The sequence below is a fragment of the Edwardsiella piscicida genome (assembly GCF_021733145.1).
Taxonomy (GTDB): Bacteria; Pseudomonadota; Gammaproteobacteria; order Enterobacterales; family Enterobacteriaceae; genus Edwardsiella; species Edwardsiella piscicida.
This window is the reverse complement of record NZ_CP090968.1, coordinates 204,434-223,144: the sequence shown is the minus strand read 5'-3', so window position 1 is coordinate 223,144 and position 18,711 is coordinate 204,434. Positions and strand designations below refer to the sequence as shown.

The window sequence follows — 18,711 nt, the reverse complement described above, 5'->3', positions numbered from 1 at the left end:
GCCGCTGGGCGGCCTTGGAATTACGCGTCGCCGTCGGCGTCCAGACGCAGCGACTGCGGCGCATCCACATCCACCCGCTCAATGCGCTGCAGCCCCCGCGGCAGCAGGGTTCCCTTACGCCCGCGTTCGGCGCGGAACTTCTGCAAATCCTGCGGCTTCATCACCAGTTTACGCTTACCGACATGCAGCGTCAGCGATGTCTGCGGCGCCAGCACCAGCAGCCATTTCAGCGTATCCTCACCGGCGGCGGCCTGTGCCGCGGGGATGGAGACGATCTTATTCCCCTTGCCCTTGGAGAGCTGCGGCAGATCGTGCACCGGGAACATCAGCATCCGTCCGGCCTCGGTAATGGCCAATAGCATGTCATCGTCACCGTTAATCTCCAGCGGCGTCAGCACCTTGGCATTTTCCGGCAGCGTCAGCATGGCCTTGCCTGCGCGGTTGCGCGCGACCAGATCGCTAAAGGTGCAGACAAAGCCATAGCCGGCGTCGGAGGCCATCAGCAGCTTCTGATTGTCCGCAGCCATCAGTACGTGTTCGATGGTTGCCCCCGGCGGCGGCGTCAGCTTACCGGTCAGCGGCTCACCCTGCCCGCGCGCCGACGGCAGCGTCAGCGGATCGAGGGCATAGCTGCGTCCGCTGGAGTCGATAAAGACCACCGGCTGGTTGCTCTTGCCGCGCGCGGCGGCGCGGAAAGCGTCGCCGGCCTTATAGTTCAGCCCGCTCGGATCAATATCATGCCCCTTGGCGCTGCGCACCCAGCCCCCTTCGGACAGGACGATGGTCACCGGTTCGCTCGGGACAAAGTCGTGCTCGCTCATCGCCCGCGCTTCAGAACGCTCTTGCAGCGGCGAACGCCGTGCGTCGCCGTACGTTTCGGCATCCGCCATGATCTCTTTCTTGATCAGCGTGCCCAGCTTACGCTCGGAGGCCAGCAGCGTCTGCAGGCGATCCCGCTCCTGCGCCAGCGCGTCCTGTTCGCCCCGGATCTTCACCTCTTCCAGACGGGCCAGGTGACGCAGCTTGAGCTCCAGAATCGCCTCAGCCTGGGTATCGCTGAGGCCAAAGCGCGCCACCAGCACCGGCTTGGGCTCATCCTCGCTGCGGATGATGTGGATCACCTCGTCGATATTCAAAAACGCGCACAGCAGACCCTCTAGAATATGCAGGCGCTTCAGCACCTTCTCCAGACGGTAGTTCAGGCGGCGACGCACCGTCTCACGGCGGTAGCTCAGCCACTCGCTGAGGATCTCACGCAGATCTTTCACCGCCGGACGCCGATCCAGACCGATCATGTTCATGTTGATACGGTAGCTTTTTTCCAGATCGGTGGTGGCGAACAGGTGATTCATCAGCTGATCGAGATCGACTCGGTTCGAGCGCGGTACGATCACCAGACGGGTCGGGTTTTCATGATCCGACTCATCGCGCAAATCGTCGACCATCGGCAGCTTCTTCGCGCGCATCTGGCTGGCTATCTGCTCCAGCACCTTGGCGCCGGAGGTCTGATGCGGCAGCGCGCTGATCACGATCTCGCTCTCTTCTTTGCGCCATACCGCCCGCATGCGTACCGATCCGCGACCGGTGCGGTAGATCTTACGGATCTCGTCACGCGGCGTGATGATTTCTGCCTCGGTCGGGAAATCCGGCCCCTGAATGTGCGTCAGCAGATCGTCCAGCGAGCTCTGCGGATTGTCCAGCAGAGCCACCAGCGCCGCCGCGACCTCACGCGCGTTGTGCGGCGGAATATCCGTCGCCATGCCGACCGCGATGCCGGTCGTGCCGTTCAGCAGGATGTTGGGCAGCCGCGCCGGCAGGAATTTCGGCTCCTGCAGCGTGCCGTCGAAGTTGGCGACATAGTCCACCGTGCCCTGACCCAGTTCGCTGAGCAAAATCTCCGCGTAGCGCGACAGACGTGACTCGGTATAACGCATCGCCGCGAACGATTTCGGATCGTCCGGCGCCCCCCAGTTCCCCTGCCCATCCACCAGCGGATAGCGATAGGAGAAGGGCTGCGCCATCAGCACCATCGCCTCATAGCAGGCGCTGTCGCCGTGGGGGTGGTACTTACCCAGCACGTCACCGACGGTGCGCGCCGACTTTTTAAATTTTGCGCTGGCGGATAGCCCCAGCTCAGACATCGCATACACGATGCGGCGCTGAACCGGCTTCAGCCCGTCGCCGATAAAGGGCAACGCGCGATCCATGATGACGTACATGGAGTATTGCAGATAGGCGTCTTCAGTAAACGCATGGAGCGCTACACGCTCACTGTTGTCATGAGTCAGATCGCTCATTGGTCATCCTCTGGACGCGGCCGCTGTCCCGCAGGACAGACGATCGCAGTAAAATCATGCAATGGCCGCGATAGTAACGTATTTTTTGTCCGACTGTCACAGCGCGTCGCGCAGGGCGGCGCCGTTTAAGGAGAAAACAGAACAGGCCACCCGCGGGCAGCCTGTCGGATGTATGGCGGGATGCGTCACACGTCCAGCTCAGCCAGATTGCCGTTTTCCTGCAGCCAGTTGCGGCGATCTTCGGCGCGCTTTTTGGCCAGCAGCATATCCATGACGGCAACGGTACGCTCCATATCCTCATCCTCAATGGTCAGCTGTACCAGACGGCGAGTATTGGGATCCAGCGTGGTTTCACGCAGCTGCAGCGGGTTCATCTCGCCCAGCCCTTTAAAGCGCTGTACGTTGGGTTTGCCTTTCTTGCGTTTCAGCTGCTCCAGCACCCCGGCCTTCTCTTCCTCGCTCAGGGCGTAGAACACCTCTTTGCCGAGATCGATACGGTACAGCGGCGGCATCGCGACATAGACGTGGCCCGCCTGCACCAGCGGGCGGAAATGGCGAACGAACAGCGCGCACAGCAGCGTGGCGATATGCAGTCCATCCGAATCCGCATCGGCCAGGATACAGATTTTGCCGTAGCGCAGCTGGCTGAGGTCATCGCTGTCCGGATCGATACCGATAGCGACCGAAATATCGTGCACCTCCTGCGACGCCAGCACCTCATCGGAAGAGACCTCCCAGGTATTCAGGATCTTTCCCTTCAGCGGCATGATCGCCTGATATTCACGATCGCGCGCCTGCTTAGCCGAGCCGCCCGCCGAATCCCCTTCGACCAGGAACAGCTCGGTGCGGTTCAGATCCTGAGCGCTGCAGTCCGCCAGCTTACCCGGCAACGCGGGCCCGCTGGTCAGCTTCTTACGCACCACCTTCTTTGCCGCGCGCATGCGGCGCTGGGCGCTGTTGATCGCCAGCTCGGCCAGCAGCTCGGCCGACTGCACGTTTTGGTTCAGCCACAGGCTAAAGGCATCCTTGACCACCCCGGAGACGAAGGCAGCGCATTGGCGTGAGGAGAGACGCTCTTTGGTCTGCCCGGCAAACTGCGGATCCTGCATTTTAACCGACAGCACATAGGCGCAGCGCTCCCAGATGTCGTCGGCGGTCAGCTTGACGCCGCGCGGCAGCAGGTTACGGAACTCGCAGAATTCACGCATCGCATCCAGCAGCCCCTGACGCAGGCCGTTAACGTGGGTTCCGCCCTGCGGGGTCGGTATCAGGTTAACGTAGCTCTCCGTCAGCAGCTCCCCGCCCTCCGGCAGCCACAGCAGCGCCCAGTCGACCGCCTCGGTATCGGAGGCAAAGGTACCGGTAAACGGCTGCTCCGGCAGCGTCACCAGCCCATTGACCGACTCCATCAGATAGTCGGTCAGACCATCCTGATAGCACCAGCGCTGTTCGCTGCCGTTGACCAGATCGCGGAACAGGATCTCCACGCCGGGACACAGCACCGCTTTCGCCTTCAGCAAATGGGTCAGACGCGAAACCGAGAAGCGGGCGGAGTCAAAGAACTGCGCATCGGGCCAGAAGTGTACGCTGGTGCCGGTATTACGCCGCCCCACCGTGCCGCTGACGTGCAGATCCTCCACCTTTTCACCGTTTTCAAACGCCATCTGATAGATCTGACCATCGCGGCGTACGCTCACTTCGACCCGGCGGGACAGGGCGTTGACTACCGAAATCCCCACGCCGTGCAGGCCGCCGGAAAACTGGTAGTTCTTGTTGGAGAATTTTCCCCCGGCGTGCAGGCGGCACAGGATCAGCTCAATGGCTGGAACGCCCTCCTCCGGGTGGATGTCGACCGGCATCCCGCGCCCGTTATCGATCACCTCGAGCGACTGATCGGGGTGCAGGATCACCTCAATACGCGTCGCGTGACCGGCCAGCGCCTCATCAACGCTGTTATCGATCACTTCCTGTCCCAAATGGTTGGGGCGGGTGGTATCGGTATACATTCCCGGACGGCGGCGCACGGGTTCAAGACCGCTGAGCACCTCAATGGCGTCAGCGTTATAGCTGGATTGCGTCATCTTATGATTCGTAAAAGTAGATGTTTATCAATCAGATGGGAAAAGCAGGGGAGACCGTTAGCGCATCCCCTGCTTTACCCACCCGTCGGTATCGGCCGGTGGCGCGCTATTCCGCGCTCAGCCCCAAAAAGTCTATGATTTGCGGGAAAAAGCGCTCAATCCCGACGAAGGCGTGATTGCCACCCTCTTCAATGGTCTGGCGGCATGGCGTGTAGTAGGTCACGGCCTGGCGGTAATCCAGTACTTCGTCACCGGTCTGCTGCAGCAGCCAGATCAGATCCGGTGACTCCAGAGGGTCCACCTGCATCACCTTCAAATCAAAGACGTGGCGTGACTCTAGCACATATTGTTGCCCGGTGTAGGGGTTCTCATTCTGCCCCAAAAAGTCCAGCAACAGCTCAAAGGGCTTTACCGCCGGGTTAATGACCACCGCCGGCAGGGTGAAGCACTGGGAAAGCCAGGTGGCATAGTACCCCCCAAGAGAGGAGCCTACCAGCCCTAGGGGACGCCCCGCGCGCTCCATCACCAGCTCCTCCAGCATCTGCGCCGCATCGGCGGGGTACGGCGGCAGCTGCGGGATCAGCATGGTTATCTGTGGGTGGTACTCGGCCAGCCAGCGCTGCAGCGCCGTCGCTTTGGCAGAGCGGGGAGAACTGTTAAAACCGTGAAGATAGAGAAGAGTAGGCATTATCAATAGCCGTCTGCGTCCAAATCCGGCCTGAACTCACTGCTGGCCAGGCGATGCACCGCCGTGGTCACACGCCCGTCAGGATACAGGGTCAGATAGCGCCAGCCCGGAGAAATGGTATCAATGGTAAAATTAGTGCACAGCGGTTTGAACTGAACGCAGGTCGACGGCGTCGCCAGCAGGCGACAGCCGTTCCAGTCCAGATCCAGCTCCTGATGAATGTGGCCGCACACCAGCGTGTTGACCTGGGGATAGCGCCGCAGGATCTCATCCAACGCGTGCGCATTGCGCAGACTGTGCTGATCCAGCCAGGTACAGCCTGAGGGGAGCGGATGATGATGCAGCAGCAGCATCGTGTGGCGCTGCGGTTCACTGGCCAGCGTCTGCTCCAGCCACTCGAGCTGATAATCGCTCAGCTCGCCGTGCGGCACGCCAACGACCTGGCTGTCCAGCAATACGATCTGCCAGCGGTCCCCCAGCAGAGCCCGCTTGTTTGCGTGTACACCGGCCTGCGCCAACGCGTCGACCATCGCTGGCTGAAAATCATGATTCCCCGGCAGCCACAGGCAGGGCCTGTGCAGCGCGGCAACACCCGCGGCGAAATGCTGATAGGCGGCAGCGGAGTGATCCTGCGCGAGGTCTCCCGTCGCGACGATAAGATCGAACGGATGCGCCTCGGCGCGGATCGCCGCCAGCACGGCCTGATAGCTGCGGTAGGTATTGACCCCCAGCAGGGTCTCTTGCTGCCCTGCAAATAGGTGGGTATCAGTAATTTGCAATATTCTGACCGGCGCCCCACTCGCTACGGCCAGATGAAACAGGCTTTCCAAATAACGTCCTTTATGACTTGAGTCTGTCAGAACCTGCAAAACAGTGGTTACACGGCTAAATCGAAATGAACAGTTAAAAAAACGCTCGGCATAAGCGCCACCCCGGCGTCTGCGCCCCCCCCCTGCGGAGCATCCGTTTGCCGAAATCCAGTTAATTTGATGCTTTTCATCGCACTGATGCAACTTTTTATTCGGGTTATCATAACGTGCTTTAAATCGGGAGATCTGCTGTATTGCACACAATTCCATAACACGGTATGCGCGCCATTGCGTCGCCGGCAACGCGCCGGGACAGAGGCTGTCGGCCACGGCCCCGCGAGGTGCCCGGCCACGGCAGAGAGTCGCGTTAATGGTATCGGCTCTCGCGCCAATCCGGCAATCCCCCGAGAGTCTGAATTTTTACAGATCCGTACGCTCGCCGTCCGCTCAGGCCCACTGCGCCCGCAAACGCGAATGATTCAGCGCCAGCCACTGCAGGGCGATCACCGACGCCGCGTTGTCGATGACCCCCTGTTCGACCCAGCGGTATGCCTGCTCACGGCTGACCACGTGGACGCGAATATCCTCATGCTCCTCCGCCAGTCCATGCACCCCGGATGCCGTGGCCGCATCAACCTCACCGACCACAATGGACAACCGCTCGCTGGTGCCTCCCGGGCTGGCCAAATAGCTCAGCACCGGCTGACAGCGCCCCACGGTGATCCCGGCCTCCTCCTGCGCTTCACGTCGGGCCACCTGCTCTACGCTTTCACCCACCTCAATCATCCCCGCGACCATTTCCAACAGCCAGGGTGTGCGGCTGCTGGTGTAGGCGGGCATCCGCAGCTGTTCAATCAATACCACTTCATCGCGGCGCGGATCATAAGGCAGCAGCACCGCCGCATGACCGCGCTCAAAGACCTCGCGCACCACTTCGCCGCTCATTTCGCCGTTAAACAGACGGTGACGGAAACGGTAGCGATCGAGTGAAAAAAAACCACGGTAGCAGGTTTCCCGTGCAATAATTTCCACATCATCTTTACCGAAGGTGACGGGGCTGGGTTTGTCGACACACATAACGTAATATCCTTACTGATTGAAAGAGCACCGGACCTGAACCTAAGTAAGTCGTACACTTTAACGAGACGGTTAGCGCTCTTAAACTTGGATGATTTAGCAAGAATGGCACATTCGGCCACCCGTCCCAGAGGACGCTCTCTGGTAAAATTAGCAGTCTAAGACGTTAGGTCTGTGCCACGCTAACCATATTTTCTGCATAACAAGGAATGCAAATGAAGAAACTGCTCCCTCTTCTTATTGGCCTAAGCCTCAGTGGCTTCAGTGCATTAAGTCAGGCAGAAAACCTGATGCAGGTATATCAGCAGGCCAAAGAAAGCAACCCGGATCTCCGTCAGGCCGCCGCTAACCGCGACGCTGCGTTTGAAAAGATCAATGAGTCCCGCAGCCCGCTGCTGCCGCAGCTGGGGCTGGGCGCTGACTATACCTATACCAACGGCTTTCGCGACAGCAGCGGCCTGAACTCAAATAATTACGGGGCGAGCCTGGCGCTGACGCAGACAATCTTCGATATGTCCAAATGGCGTCAGCTCTCGCTGACTGAAAAGCAGGCCGGGATTCAGGATGTCTCCTATCAGTCCTCTGAACAGACGCTGATGCTGAATACTGCCACCGCCTACTTTAACGTGCTGCGCGCCATCGATCAGCTGACGTATACCGAAGCCAACAAACAGGCGATTTACAATCAGCTCGATCAGACAACCCAGCGCTTCAACGTCGGCCTGGTGGCCATTACCGACGTACAGAACGCCCGCGCGCAGTACGATCAGGTGCTGGCCCAAGAGGTCAGCGCACGCAACAATCTGGATAACTCGCTGGAGGCCCTGCGCCAGATCACCGGTCAGTACTATCCACAGCTCTCCGCCCTGAATATCGATCGCTTCAGCACCAAGCGCCCTGACGATGTGAAAGCGCTGCTGCAAGAGGCAGAGAAGCGCAACCTGCAGCTGTTAAGCGCCCGTCTGAGCCAGGACCTGGCGCGTCAGCAGATCAAGTATGCCGAAACCGGCTATATGCCGACCCTGAACCTGACGGCCTCCACCGGCGTCAGCAATACCGACTATAACTCCCTCTCCAACGCGCAGAAAGAAACGCTGCGGGGTGGCAACGGTAGCAGCTATCAGGGACAGAACACCGTGGGCCTGAGCTTTAACCTGCCGCTGTACTCCGGCGGCGCCACCAACTCACAGGTGAAACAGGCGCAGTACAACTTTGTCGGCGCCAGCGAGGCCCTGGACAGCGCCCACCGCAGCGTGGTGCAGAATGTCCGCTCCTCCTTCAACAACATCTCTGCCGCCATCAGCGGCGTATCGGCCTATAAGCAGGCCGTGGTCTCAGCCCAAAGCTCTTTGGACGCCACCCAGGCCGGCTATCAGGTGGGTACCCGCACCATCGTTGATGTGTTGAACGCCACCACGGCGCTGTACAACGCCAAGCAGAACCTGGCCAACGCGCGCTATGACTACCTGATCAGCCAGCTGAACATCAAGTATGCGCTGGGCACGCTCAACCAGAACGATCTGCTGGCGCTCAACGGCGATCTGAGTAAACCAGTCCCGACGGCGGCCGACAGCATTGCCCCTGACGATGCGGCCCAGGCCGCCAAAGCCAATGGACCGATCCCCGGCGGCGGCGTACGCTAAATAGCGGCGGCGCAAACGACAAAAGATAAAAAAGGGCGGATTTTCCGCCCTTTTTTTTCAACGTCGCCGCGTGATTACAATAAATCCTGCTGGGCAACGCCCTGCGGAGTATGCATTCGCGCCTCATAGGCGTGCGCCTTCGTACGATCGAACTGATGCTCCCACTTGGCTACCACCAGTACGGCCAATGCGTTGCCCACCACATTCAGCGCCGTGCGCGCCATATCCAGAATCCGATCGACCCCGGCAATAAAGGCCAGTCCCTCCAGCGGGATACCGACGCTGCCCAGCGTCGCCAGCAGCACCACAAACGAAACGCCGGGGACGCCAGCGATGCCTTTCGAGGTCACCATCAGGGTCAGCACCAGGATGATCTCCTGACCGAGCGACAGCTGAATACCGTACAGCTGGGCGATAAAGATCGCGGCGATGCTTTGGTATAGCGTCGAGCCATCCAGATTAAACGAATAGCCCGTCGGCACCACAAAGCTGGTGATCGACTTCGGCGCGCCATAGGCCTCCATCTTTTCCATAATGCGCGGCAGCACGGTTTCGGAGCTGGCGGTGGAGTAGGCGAGGATCAGCTCATCTTTCAATATCACGATTAGCGTCCAGATACGCAGGTGGCACAGGCGAGCTACGGTGCCTAACACCACCAGGGCAAAAAACAGGATCGCCGCGTAGACCAGCAGCACCAGCTTGGCCAGCGGGATCAGCGAAGCAAAGCCAAAGTTAGCCACCGTTACCGAGATCAGGCCAAAGACCCCGATCGGGGCATAGCGCATGATCATATGGGTTACTTTAAACATGCTTTCGGAAACCGCACGGAACACCCGCAGCAGCGGCTCCTTATGATCTGCCGGCAGAGAAGAGAGCCCCAGGCCAAACAGCACCGAGAAAAAAATAATCGGCAGGATCTCGCCCTTTGCCATGGCAGAGAACAGGTTTGCCGGTATCAGGGCCAGCAGCGTACCGACCAGGCTGTGTGCCCCGCTCTGCACCTGCTCAGTGGTCCGCTCATACTGTGAAATATCGACCGCCGCCAGATGGCTCATATCGACGCCCAGGCCCGGCTGAAACAGGTTAGCCAGCGTAATGCCCACGACGATGGCCACCGTGGTGATCAGCTCGAAATAGAGGATTGTCTTCAGGCCAATGCGTCCCAGCTTTTTCGCATCGCCGACGCCGGCAATCCCGACGATCAGCGTCGAGATAACAATCGGGATAACAATCATCTTAATCAGGCGAATAAAAATATCGCCTGCGGGCCCCAGCACGTTGCTGACCAGCCACTGGCGCGACTCGGTTTGATCATGCAGCGCCGCACCCACCGCAATCCCTAAAATCAGTGCAATGACAATCTGCCACGCCAGGGTCAATGTAAATCGCTTCATCACGCTATAACCTCATTCTTATTGGGCGCCGCAGCGCCCTTTTTTATCTCTTGCCACTTCCCGACGGCGATTACCCGCCACAGCCTGTCCCGCTGTACGTCGCACACATAGAGGGATAAGCATAATTTATGCCACCAAACGGCATATCACTCCAGATGGCGATAATTCAACCTGAATAAAAGAACAATATGCTGTTATATAGCCAATAATTCGCCGGTGAATAAAACCAGAGGCAATCTTAACGATAGCGCAACGCGCCATGACCCCCGATGGCCCTTCTCTCCTCGACGCGGTATCTCACACGCACTAATTTAGGGCGCTAAGTTGGTGCAGTGCACTGTCGTTCAGCACGCGCTCGCTTCATCCGGGCATTCTCCGTGGTGCGCTGCCGCGCTGCGCTTTATTACGTGATCGTGCGCGCAAAAAATGCACAACTCGCTAACCGAGGCTAAAATTAACTCTATATTGACATATCATTAACATCGGCGCGGAGACGCAGCATGAGCCAGATCCATACCTACCCTGTTCCGGCGGATATTGCCCGGCATGCCTTTATCAATGCGGAAATGTATCGTGAAATGTATCTGGCCTCTGTCGAGGACCCCGAGGCGTTCTGGGCGGAGCAGGGACAGATCATCAGCTGGATAACCCCCTATAGCCGGGTTAAGAATACCTCCTTCGATCCAGGCCATATCAATATCCGTTGGTTTGAGGATGGCACCCTCAACCTGGCGGCCAACTGCCTGGATCGCCATCTGGCCGAACGCGGCGAACAGACGGCCATCATCTGGGAGGGCGACGATCCGCAGGAGAGCCGCAGAGTAACCTATCGTCAGCTGCACGGTGAGGTGTGCCGCTTCGCCAACGTGCTGAAATCACTGCAGGTAGAAAAGGGCGACGTCGTCGCGATCTATATGCCCATGGTGGTCGAGGCGGCGGTTGCCATGCTGGCCTGCGCGCGAATTGGCGCCGTACACTCGGTGATCTTCGGTGGCTTCTCCCCAGAGGCGGTTGCCGGGCGCATTATCGACTCCGGAGCCAAACTGGTGATCACGGCAGATGAAGGGGTTCGCGCCGGGCGAACCATTCCACTCAAGCGCAACGTCGACGAAGCGCTGCAGCATCCTCAGGTCAACAGCGTGCACCATGTCGTGGTATTCCGCCGTACCGGCGGCGCCGGCGAATGGGACAGCGGCCGCGATCGTTGGTGGCATGAGCTGATGGCCCAGGCCGATGAACACTGCCCCGCGGTGGAGATGAACGCCGAAGATCCGCTGTTTATTCTGTATACCTCCGGATCGACCGGTAAACCGAAGGGCGTACTGCACAGTACCGGCGGCTATCTGGTATACGCGGCGACCACCTTTAAGTATGTGTTTGACTACCATCCCGGCGATATTTACTGGTGTACGGCGGACGTCGGCTGGGTCACCGGCCACAGCTATCTGCTGTATGGCCCCTTGGCCAACGGCGCCATAACGCTGATGTTTGAGGGGGTCCCCAACTATCCCGGCATTAATCGCCTCAGCCAGATCGTAGACAAGCATCAGGTCAATATTCTGTATACCGCGCCGACGGCGATCCGCGCGCTGATGGCAGAGGGACAGCGCGCCGTCGCCGACACCCAGCGGACCTCGCTGCGCATAATGGGATCGGTCGGTGAGCCGATCAACCCCGAGGCCTGGGAGTGGTATTACCATACCATCGGCAACGGCCACTGCCCGATCATGGATACCTGGTGGCAGACCGAAACCGGCGGCTTTATGATCACCCCGCTGCCCGGAGCCACCGAGCTTAAAGCCGGATCGGCCACCCGCCCCTTTTTTGGCGTACAGCCCGCCCTGGTCGATAACAGCGGGGAGATCCTGGAGGGCGCCAGTGAAGGCAATCTGGTGATCCTGGACTCTTGGCCCGGGCAGGCACGTACGCTGTTTGGCGCCCATGAACGCTTTGAACAGACCTACTTCTCCACCTTTAAGGGGATGTATTTCAGCGGCGACGGTGCCCGACGTGACGAAGACGGCTATTACTGGATAACCGGTCGCGTCGACGATGTACTCAACGTCTCAGGACACCGCCTGGGCACAGCGGAGATCGAATCTGCGCTGGTCGCGCACCCGAAGATCGCCGAGGCGGCCGTCGTCGGGATCCCCCACAGCATTAAAGGGCAGGCAATCTATGCCTATATCACGCTGAACGTAGGCGAGGAACCATCGCCCGCGCTGTACGCCGAGGTCCGAGACTGGGTACGTAAAGAGATCGGTCCCATCGCCACACCGGATATCCTGCACTGGACCGATGCGCTGCCCAAAACTCGCTCCGGCAAGATCATGCGCCGCATCCTGCGCAAAATTGCCAGCGGCGATATCAGCAATCTGGGCGATACCTCTACGCTGGCCGATCCTGGCGTCGTAGAAAAACTGCTGGAGGAGAAACAGGCTATGCAGCCGCGTTAACGTCGCTTACGGCGGGGAAGCGCGCTCCGCCTCATTCATAACACCGCACAGGCCAATACTATCGGCTACGGTACGAGGAGTCTTTATGCACAACGAACTGGCTAATCCCGCGCCGCTGGGGCTAATGGGATTCGGAATGACCACGGTGCTGCTCAATATGCACAATGCAGGCATATTCGCACTGGATGCGATGATCCTCGCAATGGGGATCTTTTTTGGCGGGCTAGCGCAGATCTTCGCCGGACTGCTGGAGTTTCGCAAGGGCAATACCTTCGGGCTGACCGCCTTTACCGCCTACGGCGCATTCTGGCTCACGCTGGTTACCCTACTGTTATTGCCTAAAATGGGGCTGGCGGATGCCGTCACGCCGCCGTCGCTGGCGGCCTATCTGGCGCTATGGGGGATCTTCACGCTCTTCATGTTCTTTGGCACCCTGCGCGCTAACCGGGCACTGCAGTTTGTCTTTGCCAGCCTCACCCTCCTGTTTTTTATGCTGGCCTACGGCAATCTGACCGGTAATGCGGGTTTGCTCCATATCGCCGGCGTTGAAGGGATTATCTGTGGCGCCAGCGCCATCTACCTGGCCATGGCCGAGGTGATCAATGGCCAGCTCGGCCGCTGCGTGCTGCCCATCGGAGAGCCCCGATAACGCGCGTGGGTGCGCCAAAGATCAAAAGCCGCCGGGCGGATAAACCCAAGGCCCCCGGCTTTCAGACGTCGCTTCCTCGACGCTCCGTCCTGTTCCACGGCCGTTGACGGTGGGGATCCTGTCCGTCGGCGCCCTTCAGGCTATCGCGCGCGGCCTTCTCGCGACGTTCAGATGCGCCGCCGGCGCCGCGGTTTTCCTCGAGAGTCATCCGCTTCCCGGCAACACGCCGATAAACAAAAAGACCCCATGCTTTCGCATGAGGTCTTTTTGTTTGTTTGATGCCTGGCAGTTCCCTACTCTCGCATGGGGAGACCCCACACTACCATCGGCGCTACGGCGTTTCACTTCTGAGTTCGGCATGGGGTCAGGTGGGACCACCGCGCTATCGCCGCCAGGCAAATTCTGTTTTACCAACCGCCATCACTGGCCATCGGTATCAATCTTGAACAAGCTTCATTCGTCTCTCTAAAACACCTTCGGTGTTGTAAGGTTAAGTCTCACGGATCATTAGTACTGGTTAGCTCAACGTATCGCTACGCTTACACACCCAGCCTATCAACGTCTTAGTCTTAAACGTTCCTTCAGTGGACTCAAGGTCCAAGGGAAGACTCATCTCGAGGCAAGTTTCGCGCTTAGATGCTTTCAGCGCTTATCTTTTCCGCACGTAGCTACCGGGCAATGCAATTGGCATCACAACCCGAACACCAGCGGTGCGTCCACTCCGGTCCTCTCGTACTAGGAGCAGCCCCTCTCAATCTTCCAACGCCCACGGCAGATAGGGACCGAACTGTCTCACGACGTTCTAAACCCAGCTCGCGTACCACTTTAAATGGCGAACAGCCATACCCTTGGGACCTACTTCAGCCCCAGGATGTGATGAGCCGACATCGAGGTGCCAAACACCGCCGTCGATATGAACTCTTGGGCGGTATCAGCCTGTTATCCCCGGAGTACCTTTTATCCGTTGAGCGATGGCCCTTCCATTCAGAACCACCGGATCACTAAGACCTGCTTTCGCACCTGCTCGAGCCGTCACTCTCGCAGTCAAGCTAGCTTATGCCTTTGCACTAACCTCCTGATGTCCGACCAGGATTAGCTAACCTTCGTGCTCCTCCGTTACTCTTTGGGAGGAGACCGCCCCAGTCAAACTACCCACCAGACACTGTCCCTATCCCGGATCACGGGACCAGGTTAGAACATCAAACATTAAAGGGTGGTATTTCAAGGTCGGCTCCATGCAGACTGGCGTCCACACTTCAAAGCCTCCCACCTATCCTACACATCAAGGTTCAATGTTCAGTGTCAAGCTATAGTAAAGGTTCACGGGGTCTTTCCGTCTTGCCGCGGGTACACTGCATCTTCACAGCGAGTTCAATTTCACTGAGTCTCGGGTGGAGACAGCCTGGCCATCATTACGCCATTCGTGCAGGTCGGAACTTACCCGACAAGGAATTTCGCTACCTTAGGACCGTTATAGTTACGGCCGCCGTTTACTGGGGCTTCGATCAAGAGCTTCGCCTTGCGGCTGACCCCATCAATTAACCTTCCAGCACCGGGCAGGCGTCACACCCTATACGTCCACTTTCGTGTTTGCAGAGTGCTGTGTTTTTATTAAACAGTTGCAGCCAGCTGGTATCTTCGACTGGCTTCGGCTCCATCCGCGAGGGACTTCACCTACGTGCCAGCGTGCCTTCTCCCGAAGTTACGGCACCATTTTGCCTAGTTCCTTCACCCGAGTTCTCTCAAGCGCCTTGGTATTCTCTACCTGACCACCTGTGTCGGTTTGGGGTACGATTCAGTGTTATCTGGAGCTTAGAGGCTTTTCCTGGAAGCAGGGCATTAACCACTTCAGCACCGTAGTGCCTCGTCATCACGCCTCAGTGTTAAAGGTAACCGGATTTGCCAAGTTACCCCACCTACACGCTTAAACCGGGACAACCGTCGCCCGGCCGGTCTAGCCTTCTCCGTCCCCCCTTCGCAATAACACCAAGTACAGGAATATTAACCTGTTTCCCATCGACTACGCTTTTCAGCCTCGCCTTAGGGGTCGACTTACCCTGCCCCGATTAACGTTGGACAGGAACCCTTGGTCTTCCGGCGAGCGGGCTTTTCACCCGCTTTATCGTTACTTATGTCAGCATTCGCACTTCTGATACCTCCAGCAGCCCTCACAGGCCACCTTCGCAGGCTTACAGAACGCTCCCCTACCCAACAACGCCTAAGCGTCGCTGCCGCAGCTTCGGTGCATGGTTTAGCCCCGTTACATCTTCCGCGCAGGCCGACTCGACCAGTGAGCTATTACGCTTTCTTTAAATGATGGCTGCTTCTAAGCCAACATCCTGGCTGTCTATGCCTTCCCACATCGTTTCCCACTTAACCATGACTTTGGGACCTTAGCTGGCGGTCTGGGTTGTTTCCCTCTTCACGACGGACGTTAGCACCCGCCGTGTGTCTCCCGTGATAACATTCTTCGGTATTCGTAGTTTGCATCGGGTTGGTAAGTCGGGATGACCCCCTAGCCGAAACAGTGCTCTACCCCCGAAGATGAGTTCACGAGGCGCTACCTAAATAGCTTTCGGGGAGAACCAGCTATCTCCCGGTTTGATTGGCCTTTCACCCCCAGCCACAAGTCATCCGCTAATTTTTCAACATTAGTCGGTTCGGTCCTCCAGTTAGTGTTACCCAACCTTCAACCTGCCCATGGCTAGATCACCGGGTTTCGGGTCTATACCTTGCAACTAGACGCCCAGTTAAGACTCGGTTTCCCTACGGCTCCCCTATTCGGTTAACCTTGCTACAAAATATAAGTCGCTGACCCATTATACAAAAGGTACGCAGTCACACCCCGAAGGATGCTCCCACTGCTTGTACGTACACGGTTTCAGGTTCTATTTCACTCCCCTCGCCGGGGTTCTTTTCGCCTTTCCCTCACGGTACTGGTTCACTATCGGTCAGTCAGGAGTATTTAGCCTTGGAGGATGGTCCCCCCATATTCAGACAGGATAACACGTGTCCCGCCCTACTCATCGAACTCACAGCTGTGCACCTTCGTGTACGGGGCTATCACCCTGTATCGCGCGACTTTCCAGACGCTTCCACTAATGCACAAACTGATTCAGGTTCTGGGCTCTTCCCCGTTCGCTCGCCGCTACTAGGGGAATCTCGGTTGATTTCTTTTCCTCAGGGTACTTAGATGTTTCAGTTCCCCTGGTTCGCCTCGTTAAGCTATGTATTCACTTAACGATAGTGCAACGGATTGCACTGGGTTTCCCCATTCGGACATCGCCGGCTAATAACGCTTCATATCAGCTCACCGACGCTTATCGCAGATTAGCACGTCCTTCATCGCCTCTGACTGCCTAGGCATCCACCGTGTACGCTTAGTCACTTAACCTCACAACCCGAAGGTGTTTCACTTCGTGCTGTAAGCATTTGAGAGACTCTCGAATCACTTATTAAAAGCAATTCGATTGTTTTCGAATTTTCAGCTTGTTCCAGATTGTTAAAGAGCAAATATTGCAAACATGACTCGTAAGTCCGTTTTGCAATACAGTTGGCATCGTCTTTCACCCGATACCGCAAATGGCGTCCCCTAGGGGATTCGAACCCCTGTTACCGCCGTGAAAGGGCGGTGTCCTAGGCCTCTAGACGAAGGGGACACAGGGTCGGCTTCGCAGACGCGTTTGCTCGAACATCTATCAGACAATCTGTGTGAGCACTACACAATTTCGTATCTTCAGGTAAGGAGGTGATCCAACCGCAGGTTCCCCTACGGTTACCTTGTTACGACTTCACCCCAGTCATGAATCACAAAGTGGTAAGCGCCCTCCCGAAGGTTAAGCTACCTACTTCTTTTGCAACCCACTCCCATGGTGTGACGGGCGGTGTGTACAAGGCCCGGGAACGTATTCACCGTGGCATTCTGATCCACGATTACTAGCGATTCCGACTTCATGGAGTCGAGTTGCAGACTCCAATCCGGACTACGACGTACTTTATGAGGTCCGCTTGCTCTCGCGAGTTCGCTTCTCTTTGTATACGCCATTGTAGCACGTGTGTAGCCCTACTCGTAAGGGCCATGATGACTTGACGTCATCCCCACCTTCCTCCAGTTTATCACTGGCAGTCTCCTTTGAGTTCCCGGCCGAACCGCTGGCAACAAAGGATAAGGGTTGCGCTCGTTGCGGGACTTAACCCAACATTTCACAACACGAGCTGACGACAGCCATGCAGCACCTGTCTCAGCGTTCCCGAAGGCACTCCCGTATCTCTACAGGATTCGCTGGATGTCAAGAGTAGGTAAGGTTCTTCGCGTTGCATCGAATTAAACCACATGCTCCACCGCTTGTGCGGGCCCCCGTCAATTCATTTGAGTTTTAACCTTGCGGCCGTACTCCCCAGGCGGTCGATTTAACGCGTTAGCTTCGGAAGCCACGCCTCAAGGGCACAACCTCCAAATCGACATCGTTTACAGCGTGGACTACCAGGGTATCTAATCCTGTTTGCTCCCCACGCTTTCGCACCTGAGCGTCAGTCTTCGTCCAGGAGGCCGCCTTCGCCACCGGTATTCCTCCAGATCTCTACGCATTTCACCGCTACACCTGGAATTCTACCTCCCTCTACGAGACTCTAGCTTGCCAGTCTTGGATGCAGTTCCCAGGTTAAGCCCGGGGATTTCACATCCAACTTAACAAACCGCCTGCGTGCGCTTTACGCCCAGTAATTCCGATTAACGCTTGCACCCTCCGTATTACCGCGGCTGCTGGCACGGAGTTAGCCGGTGCTTCTTCTGTAGGTAACGTCAATTGTGAGCGCTATTAACGTTCACACCTTCCTCCCTACTGAAAGTACTTTACAACCCGAAGGCCTTCTTCATACACGCGGCATGGCTGCATCAGGCTTGCGCCCATTGTGCAATATTCCCCACTGCTGCCTCCCGTAGGAGTCTGGACCGTGTCTCAGTTCCAGTGTGGCTGGTCATCCTCTCAGACCAGCTAGGGATCGTCGCCTAGGTGAGCCATTACCCCACCTACTAGCTAATCCCATCTGGGTTCATCTGATGGCATGAGGCCCGAAGGTCCCCCACTTTGGTCTTGCGACGTTATGCGGTATTAGCTACCGTTTCCAGTAGTTATCCCCCTCCATCAGGCAGATCCCCAGACATTACTCACCCGTCCGCCGCTCGTCAGCGGAGAAAGCAAGCTTTCTCCCTGCTACCGCTCGACTTGCATGTGTTAAGCCTGCCGCCAGCGTTCAATCTGAGCCATGATCAAACTCTTCAATTAAAAGCTTGATGCTCAAAGAAATTAAACTGTTTATTCGTAATGAATTAACTGCTGTCACTCTTCAAGACTTTAAATATTTTCGCATTCCGAGGAATGCGTAATACGAATCTTGCGAGTGCCCACACAGATTGTCTGATAATTTGTTAAAGAGCAGTGACTTAGCAAGTTTTCCTTACCAAGTCGAGGTGGCGTATATTACGCTTTCCTCGGTGAGAGTCAACGTTTAATTTGCCGTTTCTCTCTCACTCTCCCCGGCTCATCCTGTGATGTTGTTCACATATGCCGTGTCGATGGAGGCGCATTATAGGGCCTGTTTTACCGGGCGCAACCGC

Annotated in this window: 9 protein-coding genes, 1 tRNA gene, 3 rRNA genes and 1 pseudogene; 3 read left to right on the top strand and 11 right to left on the bottom strand. The window is 57.4% G+C overall.

The window, feature by feature from the left end; translation table 11 throughout:
- Nucleotides 1–20: 20 nt before the first annotated feature.
- From parC to nudF, 6 genes and pseudogenes are all read right to left on the bottom strand, one after another.
- Complete coding sequence (parC, locus tag L1P05_RS01030) at nt 21–2,297, bottom strand: DNA topoisomerase IV subunit A (RefSeq protein WP_012847075.1); 2,277 nt, start codon at nt 2,295–2,297, stop codon at nt 21–23.
- A gap of 185 nt (nt 2,298–2,482) precedes the next feature.
- Nucleotides 2,483–4,378, bottom strand: a complete 1,896-nt coding sequence (gene parE / locus L1P05_RS01025; RefSeq protein WP_012847074.1) for a DNA topoisomerase IV subunit B — start codon at nt 4,376–4,378, stop codon at nt 2,483–2,485.
- A gap of 106 nt (nt 4,379–4,484) precedes the next feature.
- The gene (yqiA, locus tag L1P05_RS01020; protein WP_012847072.1) at nt 4,485–5,066 is read right to left on the bottom strand and encodes an esterase YqiA; all 582 of its coding nucleotides are present in this window, start codon (nt 5,064–5,066) and stop codon (nt 4,485–4,487) included.
- 2 nt (nt 5,067–5,068) lie between these two features.
- The gene (cpdA, locus tag L1P05_RS01015) at nt 5,069–5,896 is read right to left on the bottom strand and encodes a 3',5'-cyclic-AMP phosphodiesterase (RefSeq protein ID WP_012847071.1); all 828 of its coding nucleotides are present in this window, start codon (nt 5,894–5,896) and stop codon (nt 5,069–5,071) included.
- A 198-nt stretch (nt 5,897–6,094) separates the two neighbouring features.
- A pseudogene (locus tag L1P05_RS17540) lies at nt 6,095–6,145 on the bottom strand (DUF1249 domain-containing protein); the annotation flags it as partial.
- Nucleotides 6,146–6,322: 177 nt separating this feature from the next.
- The gene (gene nudF / locus L1P05_RS01010; protein ID WP_012847070.1) at nt 6,323–6,952 is read right to left on the bottom strand and encodes an ADP-ribose diphosphatase; all 630 of its coding nucleotides are present in this window, start codon (nt 6,950–6,952) and stop codon (nt 6,323–6,325) included.
- A 215-nt stretch (nt 6,953–7,167) separates the two neighbouring features.
- Between nudF and tolC the strand changes: the two genes are divergently transcribed.
- A complete protein-coding gene (tolC, locus tag L1P05_RS01005; protein ID WP_012847069.1) occupies nt 7,168–8,595 on the top strand; it encodes an outer membrane channel protein TolC in 1,428 nt (475 codons plus the stop codon).
- Between the two features lie 74 nt (nt 8,596–8,669).
- Here tolC and gltP read toward each other — a convergent pair whose 3' ends face one another.
- Nucleotides 8,670–9,989, bottom strand: coding sequence for a glutamate/aspartate:proton symporter GltP (gene gltP, locus L1P05_RS01000; RefSeq protein ID WP_015460712.1), 1,320 nt, complete (start codon nt 9,987–9,989; stop codon nt 8,670–8,672).
- Between the two features lie 500 nt (nt 9,990–10,489).
- Between gltP and acs the strand changes: the two genes are divergently transcribed.
- Nucleotides 10,490–12,445, top strand: a complete 1,956-nt coding sequence (acs, locus tag L1P05_RS00995; RefSeq protein WP_012847066.1) for an acetate--CoA ligase — start codon at nt 10,490–10,492, stop codon at nt 12,443–12,445.
- Nucleotides 12,446–12,530: 85 nt separating this feature from the next.
- The gene (satP, locus tag L1P05_RS00990; protein ID WP_012847065.1) at nt 12,531–13,094 is read left to right on the top strand and encodes an acetate uptake transporter; all 564 of its coding nucleotides are present in this window, start codon (nt 12,531–12,533) and stop codon (nt 13,092–13,094) included.
- Nucleotides 13,095–13,374: 280 nt separating this feature from the next.
- Here satP and rrf read toward each other — a convergent pair.
- The 4 genes from rrf to L1P05_RS00970 form a co-directional block, all read right to left on the bottom strand.
- Nucleotides 13,375–13,490: ribosomal RNA gene (gene rrf, locus L1P05_RS00985) — 5S ribosomal RNA — on the bottom strand.
- Nucleotides 13,491–13,580: 90 nt separating this feature from the next.
- A 23S ribosomal RNA gene (locus tag L1P05_RS00980) occupies nt 13,581–16,488 on the bottom strand.
- Between the two features lie 189 nt (nt 16,489–16,677).
- Nucleotides 16,678–16,753, bottom strand: a tRNA-Glu gene (locus L1P05_RS00975).
- Nucleotides 16,754–16,835: 82 nt separating this feature from the next.
- Nucleotides 16,836–18,379, bottom strand: a 16S ribosomal RNA gene (locus L1P05_RS00970).
- The 16S, 23S and 5S rRNA genes sit together here with 1 tRNA gene alongside, the layout of an rRNA operon.
- Nucleotides 18,380–18,711 lie beyond the last annotated feature (332 nt).

Coding starts and splice junctions, on each gene's coding strand:
- parC (WP_012847075.1), bottom strand. CDS start 2,297: ATGAGCGATCTGACTCATGACAACAGTGAGCGTGTAGCGCTCCATGCG.
- parE (WP_012847074.1), bottom strand. CDS start 4,378: ATGACGCAATCCAGCTATAACGCTGACGCCATTGAGGTGCTCAGCGGT.
- yqiA (WP_012847072.1), bottom strand. CDS start 5,066: ATGCCTACTCTTCTCTATCTTCACGGTTTTAACAGTTCTCCCCGCTCT.
- nudF (WP_012847070.1), bottom strand. CDS start 6,952: ATGTGTGTCGACAAACCCAGCCCCGTCACCTTCGGTAAAGATGATGTG.
- tolC (WP_012847069.1), top strand. CDS start 7,168: ATGAAGAAACTGCTCCCTCTTCTTATTGGCCTAAGCCTCAGTGGCTTC.
- gltP (WP_015460712.1), bottom strand. CDS start 9,989: ATGAAGCGATTTACATTGACCCTGGCGTGGCAGATTGTCATTGCACTG.
- acs (WP_012847066.1), top strand. CDS start 10,490: ATGAGCCAGATCCATACCTACCCTGTTCCGGCGGATATTGCCCGGCAT.
- satP (WP_012847065.1), top strand. CDS start 12,531: ATGCACAACGAACTGGCTAATCCCGCGCCGCTGGGGCTAATGGGATTC.